17 protein-coding genes are annotated in these 18322 nt (G+C 55.9%); 5 read left to right on the top strand and 12 right to left on the bottom strand.

Going from position 1 to position 18322, the window contains the following annotated elements:
- Positions 1 to 82 precede the first annotated feature (82 nt).
- Positions 83 to 1621 carry an acetaldehyde dehydrogenase ExaC gene (gene exaC, locus QRN24_RS14775; RefSeq protein ID WP_020882663.1) on the top strand — a complete coding sequence of 513 codons (1539 nt, stop codon included), beginning with the start codon at positions 83 to 85 and terminating at the stop codon, positions 1619 to 1621.
- Here exaC and QRN24_RS14770 read toward each other — a convergent pair.
- Positions 1618 to 2583 carry a LysR family transcriptional regulator gene (locus tag QRN24_RS14770; RefSeq protein ID WP_284942847.1) on the bottom strand — a complete coding sequence of 322 codons (966 nt, stop codon included), beginning with the start codon at positions 2581 to 2583 and terminating at the stop codon, positions 1618 to 1620. The genes exaC and QRN24_RS14770 overlap by 4 nt on opposite strands.
- Before the next feature lie 117 nt (positions 2584 to 2700).
- Between QRN24_RS14770 and QRN24_RS14765 the strand changes: the two genes are divergently transcribed.
- A complete protein-coding gene (locus QRN24_RS14765) occupies positions 2701 to 3441 on the top strand; it encodes a MipA/OmpV family protein (protein WP_032679997.1) in 741 nt (246 codons plus the stop codon).
- Between the two features lie 94 nt (positions 3442 to 3535).
- Here QRN24_RS14765 and QRN24_RS14760 read toward each other — a convergent pair whose 3' ends face one another.
- Both QRN24_RS14760 and QRN24_RS14755 read right to left on the bottom strand, forming a co-directional pair.
- On the bottom strand, positions 3536 to 5491 hold the full coding sequence (locus QRN24_RS14760) for a glycoside hydrolase family 127 protein (protein ID WP_284942846.1): 1956 nt from the start codon (positions 5489 to 5491) through the stop codon (positions 3536 to 3538).
- Positions 5492 to 5501: 10 nt separating this feature from the next.
- Entirely contained in the window at positions 5502 to 6902 is a 1401-nt protein-coding gene (locus QRN24_RS14755) for an MFS transporter (RefSeq protein WP_151887198.1), read from the bottom strand.
- 224 nt (positions 6903 to 7126) lie between these two features.
- Between QRN24_RS14755 and QRN24_RS14750 the strand changes: the two genes are divergently transcribed.
- Complete coding sequence (locus tag QRN24_RS14750) at positions 7127 to 7945, top strand: helix-turn-helix domain-containing protein (protein ID WP_025206441.1); 819 nt, start codon at positions 7127 to 7129, stop codon at positions 7943 to 7945.
- Here QRN24_RS14750 and araD read toward each other — a convergent pair whose 3' ends face one another.
- From araD to yiaK, 8 genes are read right to left on the bottom strand one after another with little or no spacing between them, the layout of a single operon-like run.
- Positions 7946 to 8641 (bottom strand): L-ribulose-5-phosphate 4-epimerase, encoded by a 696-nt coding sequence (gene araD / locus QRN24_RS14745; RefSeq protein ID WP_284942845.1) that lies wholly within the window; start codon positions 8639 to 8641, stop codon positions 7946 to 7948. It lies immediately after the preceding gene.
- A complete protein-coding gene (locus QRN24_RS14740; protein ID WP_025206440.1) occupies positions 8635 to 9495 on the bottom strand; it encodes an L-ribulose-5-phosphate 3-epimerase in 861 nt (286 codons plus the stop codon). The genes araD and QRN24_RS14740 overlap by 7 nt, the downstream gene beginning before the upstream one ends.
- Complete coding sequence (gene ulaD / locus QRN24_RS14735) at positions 9477 to 10151, bottom strand: 3-keto-L-gulonate-6-phosphate decarboxylase UlaD (RefSeq protein WP_040018411.1); 675 nt, start codon at positions 10149 to 10151, stop codon at positions 9477 to 9479. Before ulaD ends, QRN24_RS14740 begins: the two co-directional genes overlap by 19 nt.
- A complete protein-coding gene (locus QRN24_RS14730; RefSeq protein WP_284942844.1) occupies positions 10148 to 11653 on the bottom strand; it encodes an FGGY-family carbohydrate kinase in 1506 nt (501 codons plus the stop codon). The genes ulaD and QRN24_RS14730 overlap by 4 nt, the downstream gene beginning before the upstream one ends.
- A gap of 47 nt (positions 11654 to 11700) precedes the next feature.
- Positions 11701 to 13020 (bottom strand): MFS transporter, encoded by a 1320-nt coding sequence (locus QRN24_RS14725; protein ID WP_014168105.1) that lies wholly within the window; start codon positions 13018 to 13020, stop codon positions 11701 to 11703.
- 43 nt (positions 13021 to 13063) lie between these two features.
- On the bottom strand, positions 13064 to 13990 hold the full coding sequence (locus tag QRN24_RS14720) for a DUF4862 family protein (protein ID WP_284942843.1): 927 nt from the start codon (positions 13988 to 13990) through the stop codon (positions 13064 to 13066).
- Between the two features lie 27 nt (positions 13991 to 14017).
- Positions 14018 to 14485 (bottom strand): YhcH/YjgK/YiaL family protein, encoded by a 468-nt coding sequence (locus QRN24_RS14715; RefSeq protein ID WP_284942842.1) that lies wholly within the window; start codon positions 14483 to 14485, stop codon positions 14018 to 14020.
- Between the two features lie 10 nt (positions 14486 to 14495).
- Complete coding sequence (yiaK, locus tag QRN24_RS14710; protein WP_014168108.1) at positions 14496 to 15494, bottom strand: 3-dehydro-L-gulonate 2-dehydrogenase; 999 nt, start codon at positions 15492 to 15494, stop codon at positions 14496 to 14498.
- A 224-nt stretch (positions 15495 to 15718) separates the two neighbouring features.
- Here yiaK and yiaJ point away from each other — a divergent pair, with 224 nt between their 5' ends.
- Together yiaJ and QRN24_RS14700 are read left to right on the top strand one after the other, a co-directional pair.
- Positions 15719 to 16537, top strand: a complete 819-nt coding sequence (yiaJ, locus tag QRN24_RS14705; protein ID WP_284942841.1) for an IclR family transcriptional regulator YiaJ — start codon at positions 15719 to 15721, stop codon at positions 16535 to 16537.
- Between the two features lie 3 nt (positions 16538 to 16540).
- Entirely contained in the window at positions 16541 to 16996 is a 456-nt protein-coding gene (locus tag QRN24_RS14700) for a 4Fe-4S binding protein (RefSeq protein ID WP_252070133.1), read from the top strand.
- A gap of 4 nt (positions 16997 to 17000) precedes the next feature.
- Here the strand turns inward: QRN24_RS14700 and avtA are convergent, their stop codons facing one another.
- Entirely contained in the window at positions 17001 to 18257 is a 1257-nt protein-coding gene (avtA, locus tag QRN24_RS14695; protein ID WP_020882652.1) for a valine--pyruvate transaminase, read from the bottom strand.
- Positions 18258 to 18322 lie beyond the last annotated feature (65 nt).

Here is an 18322-nt window from a genome sequence, read left to right as displayed (position 1 = left end):
CGTCGTAAACACCGTTTCCGGCTGGCGAGAAAATCGCCAGCCGGAACTACCCTTGTTGTACACCAACAGCAAGGAGACGGTCATGACAAACAATCCTCCCTCATCGCGTATCCAGCCTGGCGAGTATGGTTTTCCCCTCAAGCTGAAGCCCCGTTATGAAAACTTTATCGGCGGCGACTGGGTTGCACCCGTCGGCGGCGAATACTATTCCAATCTGACGCCCGTTACCGGCCAGCCGCTGTGTGAAATAGCCAGCTCCGGCAAGGGGGATATCGACCTGGCGCTGGACGCCGCGCACAAAGCCAAAGACAAATGGGGGCATACCTCTGTTCAGGACAGAGCGGCGATATTGTTCAAAATCGCTGACCGGATGGAACAGAATCTGGAGCTGCTGGCAACGGCGGAAACCTGGGATAACGGCAAGCCAATCCGTGAAACAATGGCGGCAGACGTGCCGCTGGCCATTGACCACTTCCGCTATTTTGCCTCCTGTATTCGCGCTCAGGAGGGCGGAATTAGCGAGGTAGACAGCGACACCGTGGCGTACCACTTCCACGAACCGCTGGGCGTGGTGGGGCAGATCATTCCGTGGAACTTCCCATTGCTGATGGCGAGCTGGAAAATGGCGCCCGCGCTGGCGGCGGGTAACTGCATTGTGCTCAAACCGGCCCGCCTGACCCCGCTGTCAGTCCTGCTGCTGATGGAAGTCATTGGCGACCTTCTCCCGCCAGGCGTGATTAACGTGGTGAACGGGGCGGGGGGTGAGATAGGGGAATATCTGGCGACATCAAAACGGATCGCCAAAGTCGCGTTTACCGGGTCGACGGAAGTGGGTCAGCAGATCATGCAGTACGCGACCCAGAACATCATTCCAGTGACCCTGGAGCTGGGCGGTAAATCGCCGAACATTTTCTTCGCCGACGTCATGGAGGAAGAGGATGCCTTCTTCGATAAAGCCCTGGAAGGCTTTGCGTTGTTTGCTTTTAACCAGGGTGAAGTCTGTACCTGCCCAAGCCGCGCGCTGGTGCAGGAGTCTATCTATGAGCGCTTTATGGAGCGAGCCATTCGCCGCGTCGAGTCTATCCGCAGCGGTAACCCGCTTGATAACGTGACCCAGATGGGCGCGCAGGTCTCGCACGGGCAGATGGACACTATCCTCAACTACATTGATATCGGCAAGAAAGAAGGGGCGGATGTCCTGACCGGCGGTCGGCGTAAAATGCTGGGCGGCGATCTGCAGGACGGGTATTACCTGGAGCCGACGATCCTGTTCGGCAAAAACAACATGCGCGTCTTCCAGGAGGAAATTTTCGGACCGGTGCTGGCCGTCACCACCTTCAAAACGATGGAAGAGGCGCTGGAGATTGCTAACGATACGCCGTATGGCCTCGGGGCTGGCGTCTGGAGCCGCAACGGTAATCTGGCTTATAAAATGGGGCGGGGCATTCAGGCCGGGCGCGTGTGGACCAACTGCTACCATGCTTACCCGGCGCACGCGGCCTTTGGAGGCTATAAGCAGTCGGGCATCGGGCGTGAAACCCACAAGATGATGCTGGAGCATTACCAGCAGACGAAATGCCTGCTGGTGAGTTATTCCGATAAACCACTGGGGCTGTTCTAACCCTCCAGCTCAGGTTGCCCCTGGGCAGCCTGAGCAATTTGCTGACGCAGGCAGTTCAGTACGCCGTCCAGAATGTACTGCACGCGCCAGGGCTGGTATTCACGTTTGCGGAATATCGCCGTCAGGTCGAGCCACCACTCTTCCTGATGGGGGAAGCAGGGAACAAGAGAACCACTCTTAAGCTCTTTTTTCAGGCTTTCTTTCGGCGCAAAAACAATACCGAGATTATTTCGTGCCAGTTCCAGCGCCGTCTGCGTATTGTCGCAAATATAATTTCCGGTCACTCTGTAATCATATACGGTCTCATTGCCGTGGACGCGAAAACGCCAGATGTTCGCCTCATCCACTAGCATCGAGTCTATTAAAATACAGGAGTGATTAATTAAATCTTCAGGTCCGGTTAAGGGGTGGTTTTTCAAATATTCTTCAGTGGCAAACGCCGTGACGGAATATTTCGTTAACACACTGGCGACCAGACTTTCATCTTTCGGCTGAGCATAGGTAATGAGAATATCGCAATCATCGGGGAACGAGACCCCTTCGGAATATTCATTACGATCCAGGTTGTACGTTTTTAACGAGATGCGGATATCACCGATGTCCTCAATCTGATGGATCACGTGTCGCGCCAGATACATCACGATACCCGTTGGGGCGTAAATGGTCACTTTTCCGCGCTTCTCGTGCTTATAATCAGCAATGAAATTAATGAGCTGGCTATTTTTATCCAGCGTGGCGTCAATGTAGGGGAGTAACGCTTCGCCAAACTGGGTTAGCGCCAGCTGACGGGTCGTGCGCTCAAATACCTTAAGACCGACACGCGTTTCAAAATCAGAAAGGTATTTACTGACGTTAGCCTGTGCCATGCCCAGCAGGGCCGCGGCATCGCCAATACTGTGGGTGGCTGCGATGACGGAAATAATTTTTAACTCGCGTGGTTTTAGCTGGAACTTATTCATCATGCGCACCCATCTATATGTTTTTATATATAATATTATATAAACTGCAGCGTTGCATTGGCAAATTTGTAACCATTATTATTCGCCTCGCTTGTTTGGCGTCTAAATGGATTACATGTAATGACTATTAAATACAATTTACTCATCGCAGCCACGTTATTTGCAACATCATCTGCAATGGCTGGTGACTTTTCACTTGGGGCGGGGGCTGTATTTAATGAGTCGCCTTATAAAGGATATAACGAAAATACCACGGCGGTACCGTTAATTAGCTATGAAGGCGACCGGTTTTATATTCGCCAGACCACCGGCGGATGGATCCTGTGGAAAGACGAAAAAAATGAATTCAGCATGACCGCATCGTGGATGCCACTGCGATTTGATCCTGAAGATAACGACGACGCTCAGATGAAACACCTCGATGAGCGTAAAGCATCAGCGTTTCTCGGCGGGGCGTACTACCGCCATGAACACTGGGGCTCGCTGAAAGTGGCGGTCTCGGGTGATGCGATGGATGAGAGCGGCGGCGTGATCGGTGAAATCTCATACTTCCGTCCGATTCGGATGGAACGTCTGACGCTGACGCCATCGGTAGGTATTTTCTACAGCGACGAAAGCTATAATGATTACTACTACGGCGTATCCGGCAATGAGTCTCGCCGCTCAGGCCTCAATGAATACACCGCAGGTGATAGCTGGACGCCGTATGTGGGTCTCGCGGCTAAATATCAGTTAACCCAGAATCTGTTTATCAACGCCAGCGCGGTCTATACCGTGTTACCTGACGACGTGAAGAACAGTCCGATGATCGACCGCGAAGACAGTTTCGCGCTGATGACCGGCATGTCCTGGCGTTTCTGATCTAAAGCCGGGTGGCGATTGCCTACCCGGCCTCGGTTTTTATCTCCCGCGCCTGTGGGAAAGGGTTGGGGTGAGGCTGACAGGACAGATGTCTTCAGGCCTCATCCACCCAAATCCGCATTTCCCCTTCTCCCCGGTTTGCCCAGCTGAACCACGGAATAAAGGTCAACGTCCGGGGCTGGCGCTGCACCGGGGCGCGATCGTACTGCCACAGTGCCTGCGTGCTTTCCTCATCAGCGTGACGCGCGATGCCCTCCGCCTGAATCAGTATCTTGTGCGCAAAGATCCCTTTTCCTTCAAAGACCCGAAATTCGCTCTGCTCAGGCAGGGAGAGGTTATGCAGGTTCGCGCCATTGTCGGCCTCTTCCAGGCAGTAGACCAGCGGGCCACGCTGCAGCGCGACTTTACCGGCCTGCTGGCGTACCAGCGGGTTACCGTACACGCGGCGGACCGGCATGGGTAAGGTCAGCGTAAGGGTATCTCCCTCCTGCCAGCGGCGGGTGAGGTACAGATACCCCCGGGAGACATCACCCGTGACCCTTTCGCCGTTCAGTGTCACGGCCGGGCTTGCGCACCAGTCCGGTAAACGTAGTGCCAGCGTGTGGGTCACCGGGGCAGGTGAGGTGATCTCGATGTTGACCTCTTCCTGCCATGGATAATTACCGCTAATCCGTAGCTGTAAGGTGCCCTCATCTACCGGTATGGAGACGTCGTTCCCCACATAGAGGTTGATAAAGAGCGCGTCCTGACGAACGGTATAGAGATAGTGGCCCAGCGAAGTGAGCACGCGGGCGATATTGGGCGGGCAACAGGCGCAGCCGAACCAGCGCTGGCGAACCGGCTTAACGTGGTCGTAGACATGATTAAATGCCAGTGTTTTAGGGTGTACCTCCAGCGGGTTCACATAGAAGAAATGTTTACCGTCCAGCGCCATGCCGCCCAGTACCGTGTTGTATAAGGCACGCTCCATCACGTCGGCGTACTGGCTGTCCGCTTCCATCTCCAGCATCCGGCGGGCAAACATCATCAGGCCAATGGAGGCGCAGCTTTCGGCATATACCGTATCGTTAGGCAAATCGTAATCGCTGCTGAAGGCTTCGCCACTGCTTTGCGAGCCGATCCCGCCGGTAATATAGAGCTGTCGCTGGGCCATGTTATTCCACAGCCGCAGGCAGTCCTGGCGTTTACCCTCGTCATGACTCAGGCGAGCAAGATGCGCCATGCCCGCCATCAGATAGACAAATCGAACCGCGTGGCCGATGGCGGTGTGTTGTTCGGCAAGCGGTTGATGCGCCTGGCTATAGGCTTTGTCCTTGACCATCCACGCCGGGCCGTACGTGTTCCAGTGCGATGTCCGGCCCCGTTTCTCATATTCGATATCGTAGAAATGAGGCTGCGTGCCGCGCGTGTCGATAAAATATTTCACAAGGGCCAGGTAACGCGGTTCCTGAGTGACGTCGTAAAGCCGCATAAGCGCCAGCTCAATTTCCGGATGGCCCGGATAACCGTGAAGCTGCTCCTCGCCGGGGCCAAAGACCCGGTCGATATGGTCCGCCAGTTTGCATACCACATCCAGCAGACGGCGTTTTCCGGTCCCCTGAAAATAGGCCACGCCAGCTTCAATCATATGTCCGGCGCAGTACAGTTCGTGGCATTCGGCAAGGTTCGTCCAGCGCTCGCCGGGTGCTTTCACCGTAAAGTAGGTGTTGAGATAGCCATCGTCACACTGTGCCGCCGCAATCAGCTCAATTACCTCATCGGCGGTTTTTTCACTTTCCGGGTCGGGCTTCTGGCACAACGACCACGCGACGGCTTCCAGCCATTTCGCCACGTCGCTGTCCTGAAACACCATCCCATAGAACTCCCCTTTTTCCAGCCCAGCCGCAATGCGGAAGTTGGTGATGGCGTGACTCGGTTCGGCTTCGGTAACGCGATCGTTTAGCGCATCCCACTGGTAGGGGATCACCACATCACGCACCAGCCGCTGATACTGGCCGAGAAACGGGTCGTTGATGTTCAGTGTGTGCAGGTCGGCTTCCATTATGGACATGTCATTCTCCTCAGGACGATACGTGACGCTGGCGCAGATCGCTGGCAATGCGCGACATCATGGGATTGTTGAGTCTGCACCAGCGGATTGAGACCGCCAGCAGCAGGTGGAAAAGGGCGGGGAGCAGTGTCTCCATCGCAGTAATTCCCTGCAACGAGGCTGGCGTCTGGTTGCCCGCGCCCGGCTGGTAGGCGACGGCGATAAACACCAGGCTGATGATCCCGGCGCTGGACGCCCAGGCGAGCTTGATGAAAAACAGATTAAAAGCGAAGTTCATGCCAGATGAACGTACCCCGTTTTTCCACTCACCATAGTCATCTGCAAATGCCATCAGCGAGAAGTGCAGGGGCAGGGTAAAACCGAGAATGACGCCGTTACTCAGAATAACGATCAGCCAGAGCGTCTGATGAGCCGGACCGCCTGGCAGAAACCACATTCCCGCCGCGAGCGCGGCCAGCACGAGGTTGGTGTAGTAATAGAGTTTGACGGTATCAATCCGGCGAGAAAGGGGATTCACGATCACCGCGCCGAGAATGGCGGCAAAGGTCACCATCGTGAAGAACAGCGAGGTATAAGCGGTACTGCCCTGGAGCACGTAGGTGATGAAGTACATGTAGCCGCCGCCACGAATGTTGAAGACGTTGATCAGCAGGAATGACATCACCAGCATCAGCAGGAGCTGATCGTTGTTGCGCAGGCCGGCCAGATGCTCGCGTAAGGTGAATTTGCCCATCAGCGCCAGCGGGACGCGCTCACGCACCCAGAAGAAGCAGCAGAGGAACATCACCACGGCGATGGCGCACAACACCCCAACGCCGAGCTGATAGCCTCGCGCGGCGTTGCCCTCGCCCAGCGCTGCGACCAGCCACGGCAGGCCAACAGAGACCAAAAAGCCCGCCACACCGCACAGCACAAAGCGCCATGACTGGCAGGAGATGACCTCGCTGTGGCGGGTGGTCATGGTGTTGATCAGCGCGCAGTAGGGCACGTTGATGGCGGTATAGCCCACTGACAACAGCAGATAGGTACCAAACGCCCAGGCGATTTTCACCCCCATGCTGGCGTCAGGCACGGTGAAGGTCAGTACACCGATAACCCCGACAGGAAGCGCCACCCACAGCTGCCACGGGCGAAAACGCCCCCAACGGCTTTGTGTTCGGTCGGCAATCACCCCCATCACCGGATCGGAAATGGCATCAAACACGCGCAGGGCAATAAACAGCGTGCCAACGAGCGCAGGCGTCAGACCAAAAACGTCGGTGTAGAAGAAGGTAAGAAAATTCATGATCAGGCAGGTAATGACCGTGCCACCCGCGTCACCCAGGCCGTAGCCAATTTTTTCGCGGACTGACAGGCGGTCATCCATTGCCCCTTGTACGACCTGTGATTCTGTAATCGGTGTGGAAGTCATGAGGTAACTCCTCGGTAATCGATTTTTATCGTATTTATGCAAGGTACCCCATTCATTCTGCACCGAACGCTCAGGCCAACAAGGGAAGGGAAAAGTATAAAAAGGTGACGATTCCGACCTGATGATAAATTTGTGATTTCGATCGGGAAGGCAGGAAGATATTCATTAATAATCAAAGCATAAGATGAATATTAATGGCAATCAGAGCGGAATGGTGAATATCCATGCTTGAATTATCCATAGCGCTTCCGATTAAAGTGCAAAATGGTGGGCTCTTTATTTCCCGGGGCGTGGGCCGGCATCCGGCGCGCAAATTAACCTCGTGGGAGATTATCTTCGTTGAAAAAGGGACATTAACGATCCAGGAAGAAAACACGCTCTTTGAGGTGAAAGCGGGAGAGAGCTTACTGCTCTGGCCGGCGCGTCGACACGTGGGGACAGAAGATTTCCCGGCGGACCTGCGGTTCTACTGGCTGCATTTTGAGGTCGAAGCACAATCGTCGCCTTTGCCACATGCTTTTCCGGTGGCCATTGAACAACATTGCTGCGTGCGCGATGCTCAATATGTGATTGCGCTATTCCGGCAATTCCTGAGTGAGCAGGAAAAATTACAGCGAAGCGTGGCGCTGGAAATGATTTTGCTGCTGATTTTACAGCAAGTGTCGATCTCCTCAGGTTATGAAGACAGAGCCGATGAAGCCGGCGCGGCCATGGCATGGAAGGCAAAACAGCTTATTCGCACGCAGTTTCATCTGCCGCTTTCCACATCGCAACTGGCAAAAGCCTTGCACTGCAATGCCGATTATCTGGGACGCGTATTTCGCCGGACCTTTCACTTAACCCTGACGGAGGCGATCCATCGCCAGCGCGTCAGGGCGGCAGAAAAGCTGTTGCTGAACGACTCCGCGTCCCTGACCGAAGTGGCAACCCGCTGCGGTTTTAATGATGTCGGGTATTTCCGGCAGATATTTTCAAAGCATACCGGCTTAACGCCCGCCGTCTGGAAACGGCGGTACTGTAAGGAGCATATTAATTCCGGGTGATCACTGCCCGTAGTAGGCATTTGCTCCATGCTTGCGCAGGTAATGTTTATCGAGCAGTTCCTGCTGCATCGTCGGTAGTTGTGGCGCAAGCTGGCGTGAAAACAGCCCCATAAAGGCGCACTCTTCCAGCACCACAGCGTTATGTACCGCATCGGCCGCATTTTTTCCCCAGGTGAACGGGCCGTGAGAATGCACCAGCACCGCCGGGATCTGCATCGGGTTTACGTCGCGCTCCTCAAAGGTTTTGATGATCACTTCACCGGTCTGGTATTCGTATTCACCCGCAATTTCAGCCGGGGTCATCAACCGCGTGCAGGGGATCGCACCATAAAAATAGTCAGCGTGCGTGGTACCCCATGCCGGTAAATCCTGCCCTGCCTGCGCCCAGACAGTGGCGTGGCGGGAATGGGTATGCACAATGCCGCCAATTTCAGGGTAACGGCGATACAGCGCCAGGTGGGTTGGCGTGTCGGAAGAGGTTTTTTTAACCCCCTCGACCACCTGACCCGTGGCAATGTCCACCACCACCATATCCTCTGCGGACATCACGTCATACTCCACGCCGGAGGGTTTAATCACCATCAGGCCGCGTTCACGATCCACCGCACTGACGTTGCCCCAGGTGAAAGTCACCAGCTGGTGGGCGGGCAGCGCCAGGTTTGCCGCCAGGACCTCGGCTTTGAGTTGTTCTAACATGTCATTCCTCCTTCCTGCATCCGGGCTTCAATCCAGCGGCGTGCCTGGATGATTTCCAGTACCGGCTCTTTGGCTTTTTCAGTCCACATTTCAATCAGAAATGCGCCGCGATAATTGAGCTGATTCAGCGTGTTAAATATGCCCACGAAATCGACGCACCCCTCGCCGAACGGTACGTCACGAAACTGTCCGGGGCTTTGTTCAGTCACGGGCTGGGTATCTTTCAGGTGGATGGCGGCGATGCGATCGATGCCCAGCGTCAGCTCGGCGGCCACATCGTTACCCCACGCGCTCAGGTTGCCGACGTCCGGATAAACGCTGAACCATGGCGAAGCGAGCATTTCGTCCCACTTTTTCCATTTGCTGATGGAGTTCATAAACGCGGTATCCATGATCTCCACTGCCAGCATGACCTGCGCGGCGGCGGCCTGCTCCACGGCCCATGCCAGCCCTTCGGCAAAGCGTTGCCGGGTACCTTCGTCATGTTCTTCATAATAGACGTCATACCCGGCAAGCTGGATAGTGCGAATACCGAGATCGCGCGCCAGACGGATGGCTTTGGTCATGATGGCGCGTGCGCGCTCGCGGACGGTCTCGTCCCGGCTACCAAACGGGAAACGGCGGTGGGCTGACAGACACATCGACGGGATCGCGACCCCGGTTTCCAGCATCGCCTCAACCAGAGAGGCGCGCTGCGCGGTGTTCCACTCAAGGCGGGACAGACGCTCATCGGTTTCATCAATCGACATCTCGACAAAATCAAATCCGCAGCTTTTTGCCAGCACCAGGCGCTCTGGCCAGGTGAGCGATTTCGGCAGCGCTTTTTCGTAGATACCTAACGGATGCTGACGCATGGTGACTCCCCCCAGATGTCGCGGATGTGTGAATGGAATGCATGGGCCACCTGCGGTGGGTTAGCAGTGCCTGTCAGTGCCCGTCCGGCAATAAACGCTTTCACATTGATCTGCTTAAACAGCGGCAGGTCGGCGGGGGTAATGCCGCCGGTGATCGAGAGCTGCAGGCCGATATCCGAGAGGGCTTTCATGCTGGCGAGATCCGCCTCGCCCCACTGCTGGCCGCTGGCCTGTGCGTCGCGCCCACGGTGATAAATGGCCTGTGTGACCCCGATACGGTGCCATTCACGCGCATCATCCAGCGTCCAGTGACCAAACAGCTCCATCTGAATTTCCCCGCCGCAGCGCAGAGCCACCTCGTGACCCTTCTCGACGGTTGCCAGCGGCGCGGCGCAGATGATGGTCATCCAGTTCGCGCCTGCGCCAAACGCCTGTTCAGCCAGCGTTTCTCCGGCATCGGCCACTTTCCAGTCAGCCACGATCGTTTTTTTCGGACACTGCTGGCGCAGTGCGCGCACGGCATTAAGCCCTTCGGTGAGACACAAAATGGTGCCTGCTTCGATGATATCGACGTGATCCGCAAGCCGCTCGACGTCGCGCTGTGCGGCCTGAAGTGAGGTATGGTCGAGCGCCAGCTGCAGTAATGGTCGGCTCATAGGTCGTGCTCCTTAACATGGGCGTGATAGCCCTGTAGTGCTGAAATCAGTAGCTGGTAGCGCTGATACTTGCGCTGGTAGGCCGCATGGGCATGCTTGTCGGGTGTGATGACGCGAATGTGATGTCTGACAGCCTGCTGCGCGGTGCGGAAATCGGGATAAACGCCGGTACCCACCAGCGCGGCCAGCGCCGCGCCGGAACAGCCGGTCTCTTCGACCTGCGGCAGTTCTATTGCCAGACCGCTGACGTCCGCGAGCATTTGCATCCACACATCCGAATGGGCAGGGCCGCCGGTTACGCGCAATGTCTGCACGTGCGTGAAGCGCGCTAGCATGCGGTTAAGATGGGTCATGTGGCTGAAGACCACACCTTCATAGACCGCCTGCAACAGATGCGCGCGGGTGTGCAGGGCCTGCATGCCGTAAAACCCGCAGGTCATCTCCAGCCCGGCGTTGCTGCCATAGAGGAACGGCAGGAAGAGCAGATCGCTTTCGGCTTTCGGCAGGCTGGCCACGGCCTGGTTGATCGCATCGAATGACATGTCGCCCCACTGTGTGGTCAGCCATTCGAGGTTACCGGACGAGGTGGGGCTGGCTTCGTGAACGATGTAGTGCTGCGGATGAACGTAGCGCCCATACACATAGGGATACGGCTCGTTATGGCCTATACCGTTGGCGATCCCGCTGGTGACAGCCCAGGTGCCCATCACGGCGTTGAGCGTGCTGTCGTCATGTAACCCGGCGCAGATCGCGGTGGAAACCACATCAAACAGCCCCCCCACAACGGGTGTACCCGCTGCGAGACCGGTCAGGGCGGCGGCCTGAGCGGTGATTTCCCCGCACATTTCTGCTGAACCGACGATCGGCGGCAGTGCGCCGTCAATTTCATCGATGCCGAGCCAGCGTGTGAGCTGCGGATCGTACTGCCCGGTGTTCATGTTGTAGAGATTGGATTCAGAGATGTTGCTCTCTTCACACCCTTTAACGCCGGTGAGGCACCAGCGCAGGTAGTCGTGCGCCATCATCACACAGCCAATCTGCTGATAACGGTGCGGTTCATTCTCTTTCACCCAGCGCAGGAGGGAGGCGGGATGTCCCGTCCATAGCGTCTGGCGCGTATGCGGATAAAGCTTTTCAGGAATACCGTCCTGCTGCCAGCGCTGTACAATCTCCAGCGCCCGGCGGTCAGAGGAGAGGATGGCGTTGCCGAGCGGCTGGTCATGCTTGTCCAGTAAAAACAGTCCTTTACCCTGTGCCGATATCCCGACGCCTTTGATTTGTGCGCCGCCAATGTCGGCATTTTTAAGCAGCAGGGCGACGGTGGTGTGGCACTGCTGCCAGAGTTGGTGCATATCCCGCTCAGCGTGGCCTGCGTGTGGGCTGAGTGTGGCAACCGCGCGGCGCTCAATACAGACTTCCTGGCCCTGGCGGGTGTACAGACCGGCTTTCAGATACGTTCCGCCACAATCGATACCCAGCCAGAAGGGCTCTTTTTCACTCATCGTTGACTCTCTTGTCTTACGCCCTCTCTTCAGGAGAGGGCGGGGGATCAGGCTGCGTGCTTATGCGGGTTCACGCCGGGGTTGGGTTCCGCTCCGGCATCGCATTTCGCCGGTAGCATCAGGGCGAGCAGCGAGGCCAGCGCCAGCGAAACCGCGAGGCAGTACACCCCGGCATCTTTGCTGTAGAGGGTGATCAGCACGCCCACCGCGTAAGGGCCGCAGAACCCACCGAGGTTACCCAGGGCGTTAATCACGCCGCGAGCGCCACCGGCCATCTCTGCGCTGAACAGGCGCGCCGGAATCGTCCAGAACACACCCGCAGCGGACTGCAGGAAGAAGCCACAGCCCACCAGCGCGGCATAGGCCAGCCAGATGTTCTCTTTCAACGCCACGGAGAGGAACATGCAGAGCGCGAAGCCAATCAGCGGCAGGGAGACGAACAGCTTGCGCTTGCCGGTACGGTCAGACAGTGAGGAGAACAGGAACATGCCCGCAATGGCGCCGACATAAGGCAGGATGGCGAGCATTCCCACCTGGCCGATGCTGGTATGCGTCAGCTCTTTGAGAATGGTCGGCAGCCAGAGGGTGTAACCGTAAATCCCGGTCTGGTAGAAGAAGTTCAGGGCAATCAGCTGCCACATGGTTTTGTCGGACAGAACCGCACTCAGCGAGGCATTTTTCACCGCTTTTCCGGCAATAGCCTGCTGTTCTGCGGCCAGCGTTTGTATCAGATAATTTTTCTCGGCCTCGGAGATCCAGCGAGCCTCCTGCGGGCGGTCGTAGACGGTGAATACCCAGAGCACCAGCACCACAATGGACATCAGCCCTTCAATGATGAACAGCCAGCGCCAGTCGAGTGCGGTGATAATCCAGCCCGACAGGGGCGCGGTGATGATCCCCGCAATGGGAACAAACATGATGACAATCGCATTGGCGCGGCCGCGTTCGGCATCCGGGAACCAGTTACTGATCATCGTGAGCACCACAGGCAGCATCCCGCCTTCTGCCACACCGAGTAAGAAGCGCAGTGCCAACAGTTGATACTGGTTGGTCACAACGCCGGTCAGGACCGAAATCACCGCCCAGGCAACCAGCGACCAGCCAATAAACTTCTTACCGCTGCCATGCACGGCAATCTTGCCGCCGGGCACCTGCAGGAACAGATAACCGATAAAGAAGATCCCACCCGCCAGGCCTGCCATGGTGGCAGAGATACCTAACTCTTCATCCATACCGCCTGGCATCGCAAATGCGATATTCACGCGGTCCATATATGAAATAATACAGGCGATAAGAATAGGCGGAATGATTCTTAACCAGCGCTGACGCGGAATATCCGCTTGTAGAGCATGAGTAGAAATATTCATATTTAATATCTCAGTGAATGTAACCGGAATAAGATTTTTATTGTTATTGCGTTGCTTTTTTCATTTCACTAATGCCGTCGCGCAAAATAGCGATGCGATGACTGACGTTAGCATTAGCATTTATTTCCAGTAATTTAATACCGGAGAATTTCAATGTTGCGGCGCTCGCCGCAGTAAAAAGTGCTTTTACCTGTTCGGTGGTCATTAAACTGTCGGCGCAGAACGGGGAAAATGGCGCGTGCAGATCCTGCCATTCGCCGTACGCTCCGCGAACGGAGGTCCCGGAGAACATCAGTGCGCCCAGCTTCCCGGCCTCAAGTGCAGCTTTAACATGTTCAGGCGGCAGCGTGGTATTGCGTCCTTCTATAGCCGACCGCGCCCAGTTAATGCATACGCTGATATCCGTTTCTTTCACCACCTCAAGCACCTGCGCTAAGGGCAAAAACCCCTTGCGTGGCGCGGGGCCGGTCATGGCATCGCAGTGTTCAAGCACCAGGTCGCATGACCAGTCCCATGAGGTGATTTCACGTATAGAACGGGAAAACGCAGCGGTAGCTTGTTCAACAGACGGGTTTCCCGCCTGCGGCGCGGCCTGCATCTCCAGGGCGATAATTTTGCCTGGAAAGCGAGTATTGATGGCATCAATCTTTCGCAGCAGATGGCGGTAATAGTCAACGCAGGCTTTGCGCTGTTCTTCATCGGCAGAGGCCAGGCCAAACGCGCCATTTGTGCCGCGGCGGCGCATGGTTTCCATCACCGCGGTAACCACTATTTGCCAGTCCCCCGGCGTATGGCGGAACAGCCATTCGTCACCCAACGGATGGAGATCCTCAAGACACGGTTGCTCCAGCCCGCGAATATCTGGCGTGTCGGAAAGCGCTCGCCAGAAGTCCCGCTCTTCTTGTTCCCCTTGCTGATGAAACGAGGGTGCGCAGGGGTACGCACCAATTATAAAACCGGTGTTAGTCATTTCGCATTCCCAATAGAGTTCAGAAAATTAATCTATTTCGCTGATTGCTACTTTCACCACAATTTTACGAATTGCCGATATCTTATTTCTAATGCAGGCAGGACGGTGAACATCCTGCGGGAAAAATATGGCGTACGTGCCGGGCGTCATTTCTATAAATGATTCATTTTCGCTGCCGTGATAAAACATAATATCCCGCTGTTCCAGCAGTGATTCGCTTATTTCGTTATTACCGGTATCAATGGCGACACCGATTTTCTCTTCACCCCATGCCAGAAACTGAATGTCCAGATAGCGACGGTGCACTTCGGGACGGTTCTCATCCCACGTCCGGGTGGTGAGGTCGAGCACCTGAGCAAAGATGTTACGTCCGTCAATGTCCACCACGCCAGGTGCCAGCGCCGTGAAATCCGTGGTGCGCAGAAAATCGAGCGCTTTCTCTATCGCCCGCGGCAGGCGACACGGATTTGGCTGCGAAATGTGTCCTAAAATCATGACCCACTCCTTACAGAGACTGGATTTTCGCCCACACGCTGTCGTCAATAGTGATGCCGTTGCGGCGGTTCTCTTCGAGCAGACGTGTGAATTCATGACCCGGCAGTCGAACCGCGACGTTGTCATCAGCCCGCTCGGCGTTGATGATAAAGTCCATGATGCGCTGCAGTTTGGCATCGCGGGTGGGTCCGTCGATCAAACGATCGACCTCGATGGCGATAAAGATTTGTGACACGCCATATTCGTCGCTGTTGTCCTGGGTCACTTCCGCAACGGAGGATCCGTTGGAGAGCAGGGTTGCGATCATGTCGAGGACGATGGATAAGCCCGATCCTTTCCAGTAGCCCATCGGCAGAATGCGGCGGTTTTTCTCGATCACACCAGGTTCTCTGGTGAGGTGCCCTTCATCATCAAAGCCCCCATCCACCGGCAACGTGCGTCCGGCCAGGCGATTCACTTCCAGCATGCCGTAGGAGAACATTGACATCGACATATCGACCATTGTGATCGGCGTAGACGGAATCGCCACGATCAGAGGGTTAGTGCCGATGCAGCACGCTTTTGAGCCCCAGGCTGGCATGACGGCAATGGAGTTAGTCCAGCAGATCCCGATGTACCCCTTCTCTGCGGCCTGCCAGCCGTAGCTGCCGCCGCGCATCCAGTGGTTGGCGTTTCGCAGTGCCACCAGGCCGATACCGTGGTCGGCGGCCAGTTCGGTGGCGCGATCCATCATCTTTTTCGCCGTCAGGTTGCCAATGGAACGTCGGGCATCCCACTGTTCGATGGCACCCAGCGAGGTCACCCGTGTTGGCTGGGCATCAGGAATGATGTCGCCGGCATCAAGCTGCTGAATGAAACGAGGGAAGCGGTTAACCCCGTGTGAATAGACGCCCGATTCCGTGGTGCGGGCAAACATCTCCGCGCAGGCGTCGGCGGTGTCCGCTTTTACGCCGCGATCGACCAGGACCCGCCTGAACGCCGCTTTTAACTCTTCAAAGGTCACTTTCATCCCTGTTCTCCTGTTTTTGTCGGGGCAAGTGCGAGTGCTTTTTTATCGCTAAATTTCACTATGCGAAATCTGATTTCAAATATAGCGATCAAATTTTGCCAGATCAACGACATTCATGATTTTCAAAATCGATTAAAATCAACTGGTTGTGTTTTTTCTGTTGAGATCGTGAACTGAACCACACTTTGCGCTACCATCAGGACGCGATAAAAAGGAGCCATTGGATGAGTACGAAAGAGAGCGAAATGACGCAAGAGAAAGAGAGGCCAGCAGGTAGCCAGAGCTTGTTTCGCGGCCTGATGCTGATTGAGATCCTCAGCAACTACCCGAACGGGTGTCCGTTGGCCCATTTATCGGAACTGGCAGGGCTGAATAAAAGCACCGTGCACCGCTTACTGCAGGGGTTACAGTCGTGCGGGTACGTTACCCCGGCGCCTGCGGCGGGCAGCTACCGCCTGACCACCAAATTTATCGCCGTCGGGCAAAAGGCGCTGTCGTCGCTGAATATCATTCACGTGGCGGCCCCGCACCTTGAGACGCTGAATATCGCCACCGGTGAGACGGTGAACTTCTCAAGCCGCGAGGACGATCACGCCATTCTGATTTATAAGCTGGAGCCCACAACCGGTATGCTGCGCACGCGTGCTTACATCGGTCAGCATATGCCGCTCTATTGTTCAGCGATGGGCAAAATCTACATGGCGTTTGGTCATCATGACTATGTGGCGAGCTACTGGCAGAGCCATCAGGAGCAGATCCAGCCGCTCACCCGCAACACGATTACCGAGCTGAGCGCGATGTATGACGAGCTGGCGGAAATCCGCGAGCACAGCATGGCGATGGATAAAGAAGAGAACGAGCTGGGCGTCTCCTGTCTTGCCGTACCGGTGTTTGATATTCATGGCCGCGTGCCGTACGCGATCTCCATTTCGCTCTCGACGTCCCGCATGAAGCAAATTGGTGAAAAAAACCTGCTGAAACCGCTGCGGGAAACGGCAGAGGCTATCTCAAAAGAGCTGGGTTTTAACGTGCGCGGAGCGTGACAGATGAACCGATTTATCCTGGCTGATACGGAAAAATGCATTGGCTGTCGTACCTGCGAAGTGGCCTGCGTGGTGTCGCATCAGGGAATGCTTTCTGCAGGCGCGTTTACGCCCCGCATTCGGGTGGTCAAAGGCGGTGCATTCACTACGGCTGTGGGCTGTCATCAGTGTGAAGATGCCCCTTGTGCCACTGTTTGTCCGACACAGGCGATTCGCCACACCGCGGGTGCCTGGCGGGTGGAGCCGGCGCGCTGTATTGGCTGTAAAAGTTGTGTGGTAGCGTGCCCGTTTGGGGCAATGCAGGTTCAGCGAGTGGGGAACCGCGTTCAGGCGGTGAAATGTGATTTGTGCGCAGATCGCGAGGCTGGACCCGCCTGTGTGGAGGCGTGCCCAACCCACGCGCTGCGCTGCGTTGACCTCGCCAGATTACGCACCGAACGGCTGCATAATCTGGCGTAACGCGTTACTGGCTATCTTCGCGCCAGGCGTACTCAATCTCTTCGGCGAGAATTTTCACGCCCGCTTCGATTTTTTCCGGATCGGGCACGTAGTTCATGCGCATGCACTGATGCGTATGCGGCCACGGCTTATCCAGACCCGGGAAGAAGTAATCACCCGGCACCATCAACACGCCGCGCTTTTTCAGGCGCTGGTAGAGAAGCTCGGTGGTGATCGGCAGATCCTTAAACCACAGCCACAGGAAAATTGCCCCTTCAGGTTTGTGGATCAGGCAGCGTTCTTCCGGTAAGTAGCGGCGAAGAATGGCGATCGTTTCCTGTACCCGCTGGTAATAGAACGGCTTGATAACCTCGTTCGACAGGCGCAGCAGGTCATTACGTTTGATCATTTCGCACATCATCGCCGGGCCGATTCCCCCCGGGGAAAGGCTGATAATGCCGTTCATGTTGGTAATGGCGGTGATGATTTTTTCATTGGCGATGATGATCCCGCAACGGCTGCCCGGCAGACCCAGCTTGGAAAGGCTCATACACAGGACGATGTTCGGGTTCCACAGCGGACGTGCTTCGCTGAAGATGATCCCCGGGAACGGCACGCCATAAGCGTTATCAATCACCAGCGGGATGTCGTGCTGATTCGCCAGCGCATCCAGCTTCATCAGTTCGTCGTCGGTGATGACGTTGCCCGTTGGGTTGGTTGGACGTGATACGCAGATCATGCCCGTCTCTTCACCAATATGCAGATGTTCAAAGTCGACGTGATATTTGAACTGGCCTTCTGGCAGCAGCTCAATATTCGGGCGCGCCGAGACGAACAGATCCTCTTCGAGGCCGGAATCGGCATAGCCGATGTACTCTGGCGCCAGCGGGAACAGCACTTTTTTGGTAGTGCCGTCGGCGCGACGGCCTGCGAACAGATTAAACAAGTAGAAAAATGCGCTCTGACTGCCGTTTGTCAGTGCAATATTCTGTGGTTCGATATCCCAACCCAGCTCTTTGCGCAGCATTTCAGCAAGCAGTGTCAGCAGTTCGGTTTTACCCTGCGGGCCATCGTAGTTGCAAAGCGCATCGGTTGCTTTCCCGCTTTCCAGCATCTGAGCCAGCAGCGTCTGAAAATAGGTGTTCATCTCCGGGATTTGAGCCGGGTTTCCGCCGCCGAGCATGATGGCGCCTGGTGTGCGCAGCCCGTCGTTGAGGTCCTCCATCAGGCGAGTAATGCCTGAATGGCGGGTGAATTTGTCGCCGAAAAGTGAAAACGTCATAGCAGGTGATCTGTCGAGCTTATTTTGAAAGTGGGTAACCATAACGCTAGCACCGTGCTGGTGCA

Origin of the sequence: Enterobacter sp. MEB024, assembly GCF_030209635.1 — a bacterium.
In the GTDB taxonomy this organism is placed as follows: domain Bacteria; phylum Pseudomonadota; class Gammaproteobacteria; order Enterobacterales; family Enterobacteriaceae; genus Enterobacter; species Enterobacter ludwigii.
The sequence above is the reverse complement of the archived record's forward strand: the minus strand, read 5'-3'. Positions and strand labels throughout refer to the sequence as shown.

What these genes read in the sequence shown, in the direction of transcription:
- QRN24_RS14730 (WP_284942844.1), bottom strand. Translation starts at nt 11,653, where the DNA reads ATGAGTGAAAAAGAGCCCTTCTGGCTGGGTATCGATTGTGGCGGAACG.
- QRN24_RS14740 (WP_025206440.1), bottom strand. Translation starts at nt 9,495, where the DNA reads ATGCGTCAGCATCCGTTAGGTATCTACGAAAAAGCGCTGCCGAAATCG.
- QRN24_RS14700 (WP_252070133.1), top strand. Translation starts at nt 16,541, where the DNA reads ATGAACCGATTTATCCTGGCTGATACGGAAAAATGCATTGGCTGTCGT.
- QRN24_RS14765 (WP_032679997.1), top strand. Translation starts at nt 2,701, where the DNA reads ATGACTATTAAATACAATTTACTCATCGCAGCCACGTTATTTGCAACA.
- QRN24_RS14750 (WP_025206441.1), top strand. Translation starts at nt 7,127, where the DNA reads ATGCTTGAATTATCCATAGCGCTTCCGATTAAAGTGCAAAATGGTGGG.
- QRN24_RS14755 (WP_151887198.1), bottom strand. Translation starts at nt 6,902, where the DNA reads ATGACTTCCACACCGATTACAGAATCACAGGTCGTACAAGGGGCAATG.
- avtA (WP_020882652.1), bottom strand. Translation starts at nt 18,257, where the DNA reads ATGACGTTTTCACTTTTCGGCGACAAATTCACCCGCCATTCAGGCATT.
- QRN24_RS14760 (WP_284942846.1), bottom strand. Translation starts at nt 5,491, where the DNA reads ATGTCCATAATGGAAGCCGACCTGCACACACTGAACATCAACGACCCG.
- yiaK (WP_014168108.1), bottom strand. Translation starts at nt 15,494, where the DNA reads ATGAAAGTGACCTTTGAAGAGTTAAAAGCGGCGTTCAGGCGGGTCCTG.
- QRN24_RS14770 (WP_284942847.1), bottom strand. Translation starts at nt 2,583, where the DNA reads ATGATGAATAAGTTCCAGCTAAAACCACGCGAGTTAAAAATTATTTCC.
- QRN24_RS14715 (WP_284942842.1), bottom strand. Translation starts at nt 14,485, where the DNA reads ATGATTTTAGGACACATTTCGCAGCCAAATCCGTGTCGCCTGCCGCGG.
- araD (WP_284942845.1), bottom strand. Translation starts at nt 8,641, where the DNA reads ATGTTAGAACAACTCAAAGCCGAGGTCCTGGCGGCAAACCTGGCGCTG.
- ulaD (WP_040018411.1), bottom strand. Translation starts at nt 10,151, where the DNA reads ATGAGCCGACCATTACTGCAGCTGGCGCTCGACCATACCTCACTTCAG.
- QRN24_RS14725 (WP_014168105.1), bottom strand. Translation starts at nt 13,020, where the DNA reads ATGAATATTTCTACTCATGCTCTACAAGCGGATATTCCGCGTCAGCGC.
- exaC (WP_020882663.1), top strand. Translation starts at nt 83, where the DNA reads ATGACAAACAATCCTCCCTCATCGCGTATCCAGCCTGGCGAGTATGGT.
- yiaJ (WP_284942841.1), top strand. Translation starts at nt 15,719, where the DNA reads ATGAGTACGAAAGAGAGCGAAATGACGCAAGAGAAAGAGAGGCCAGCA.
- QRN24_RS14720 (WP_284942843.1), bottom strand. Translation starts at nt 13,990, where the DNA reads ATGACTAACACCGGTTTTATAATTGGTGCGTACCCCTGCGCACCCTCG.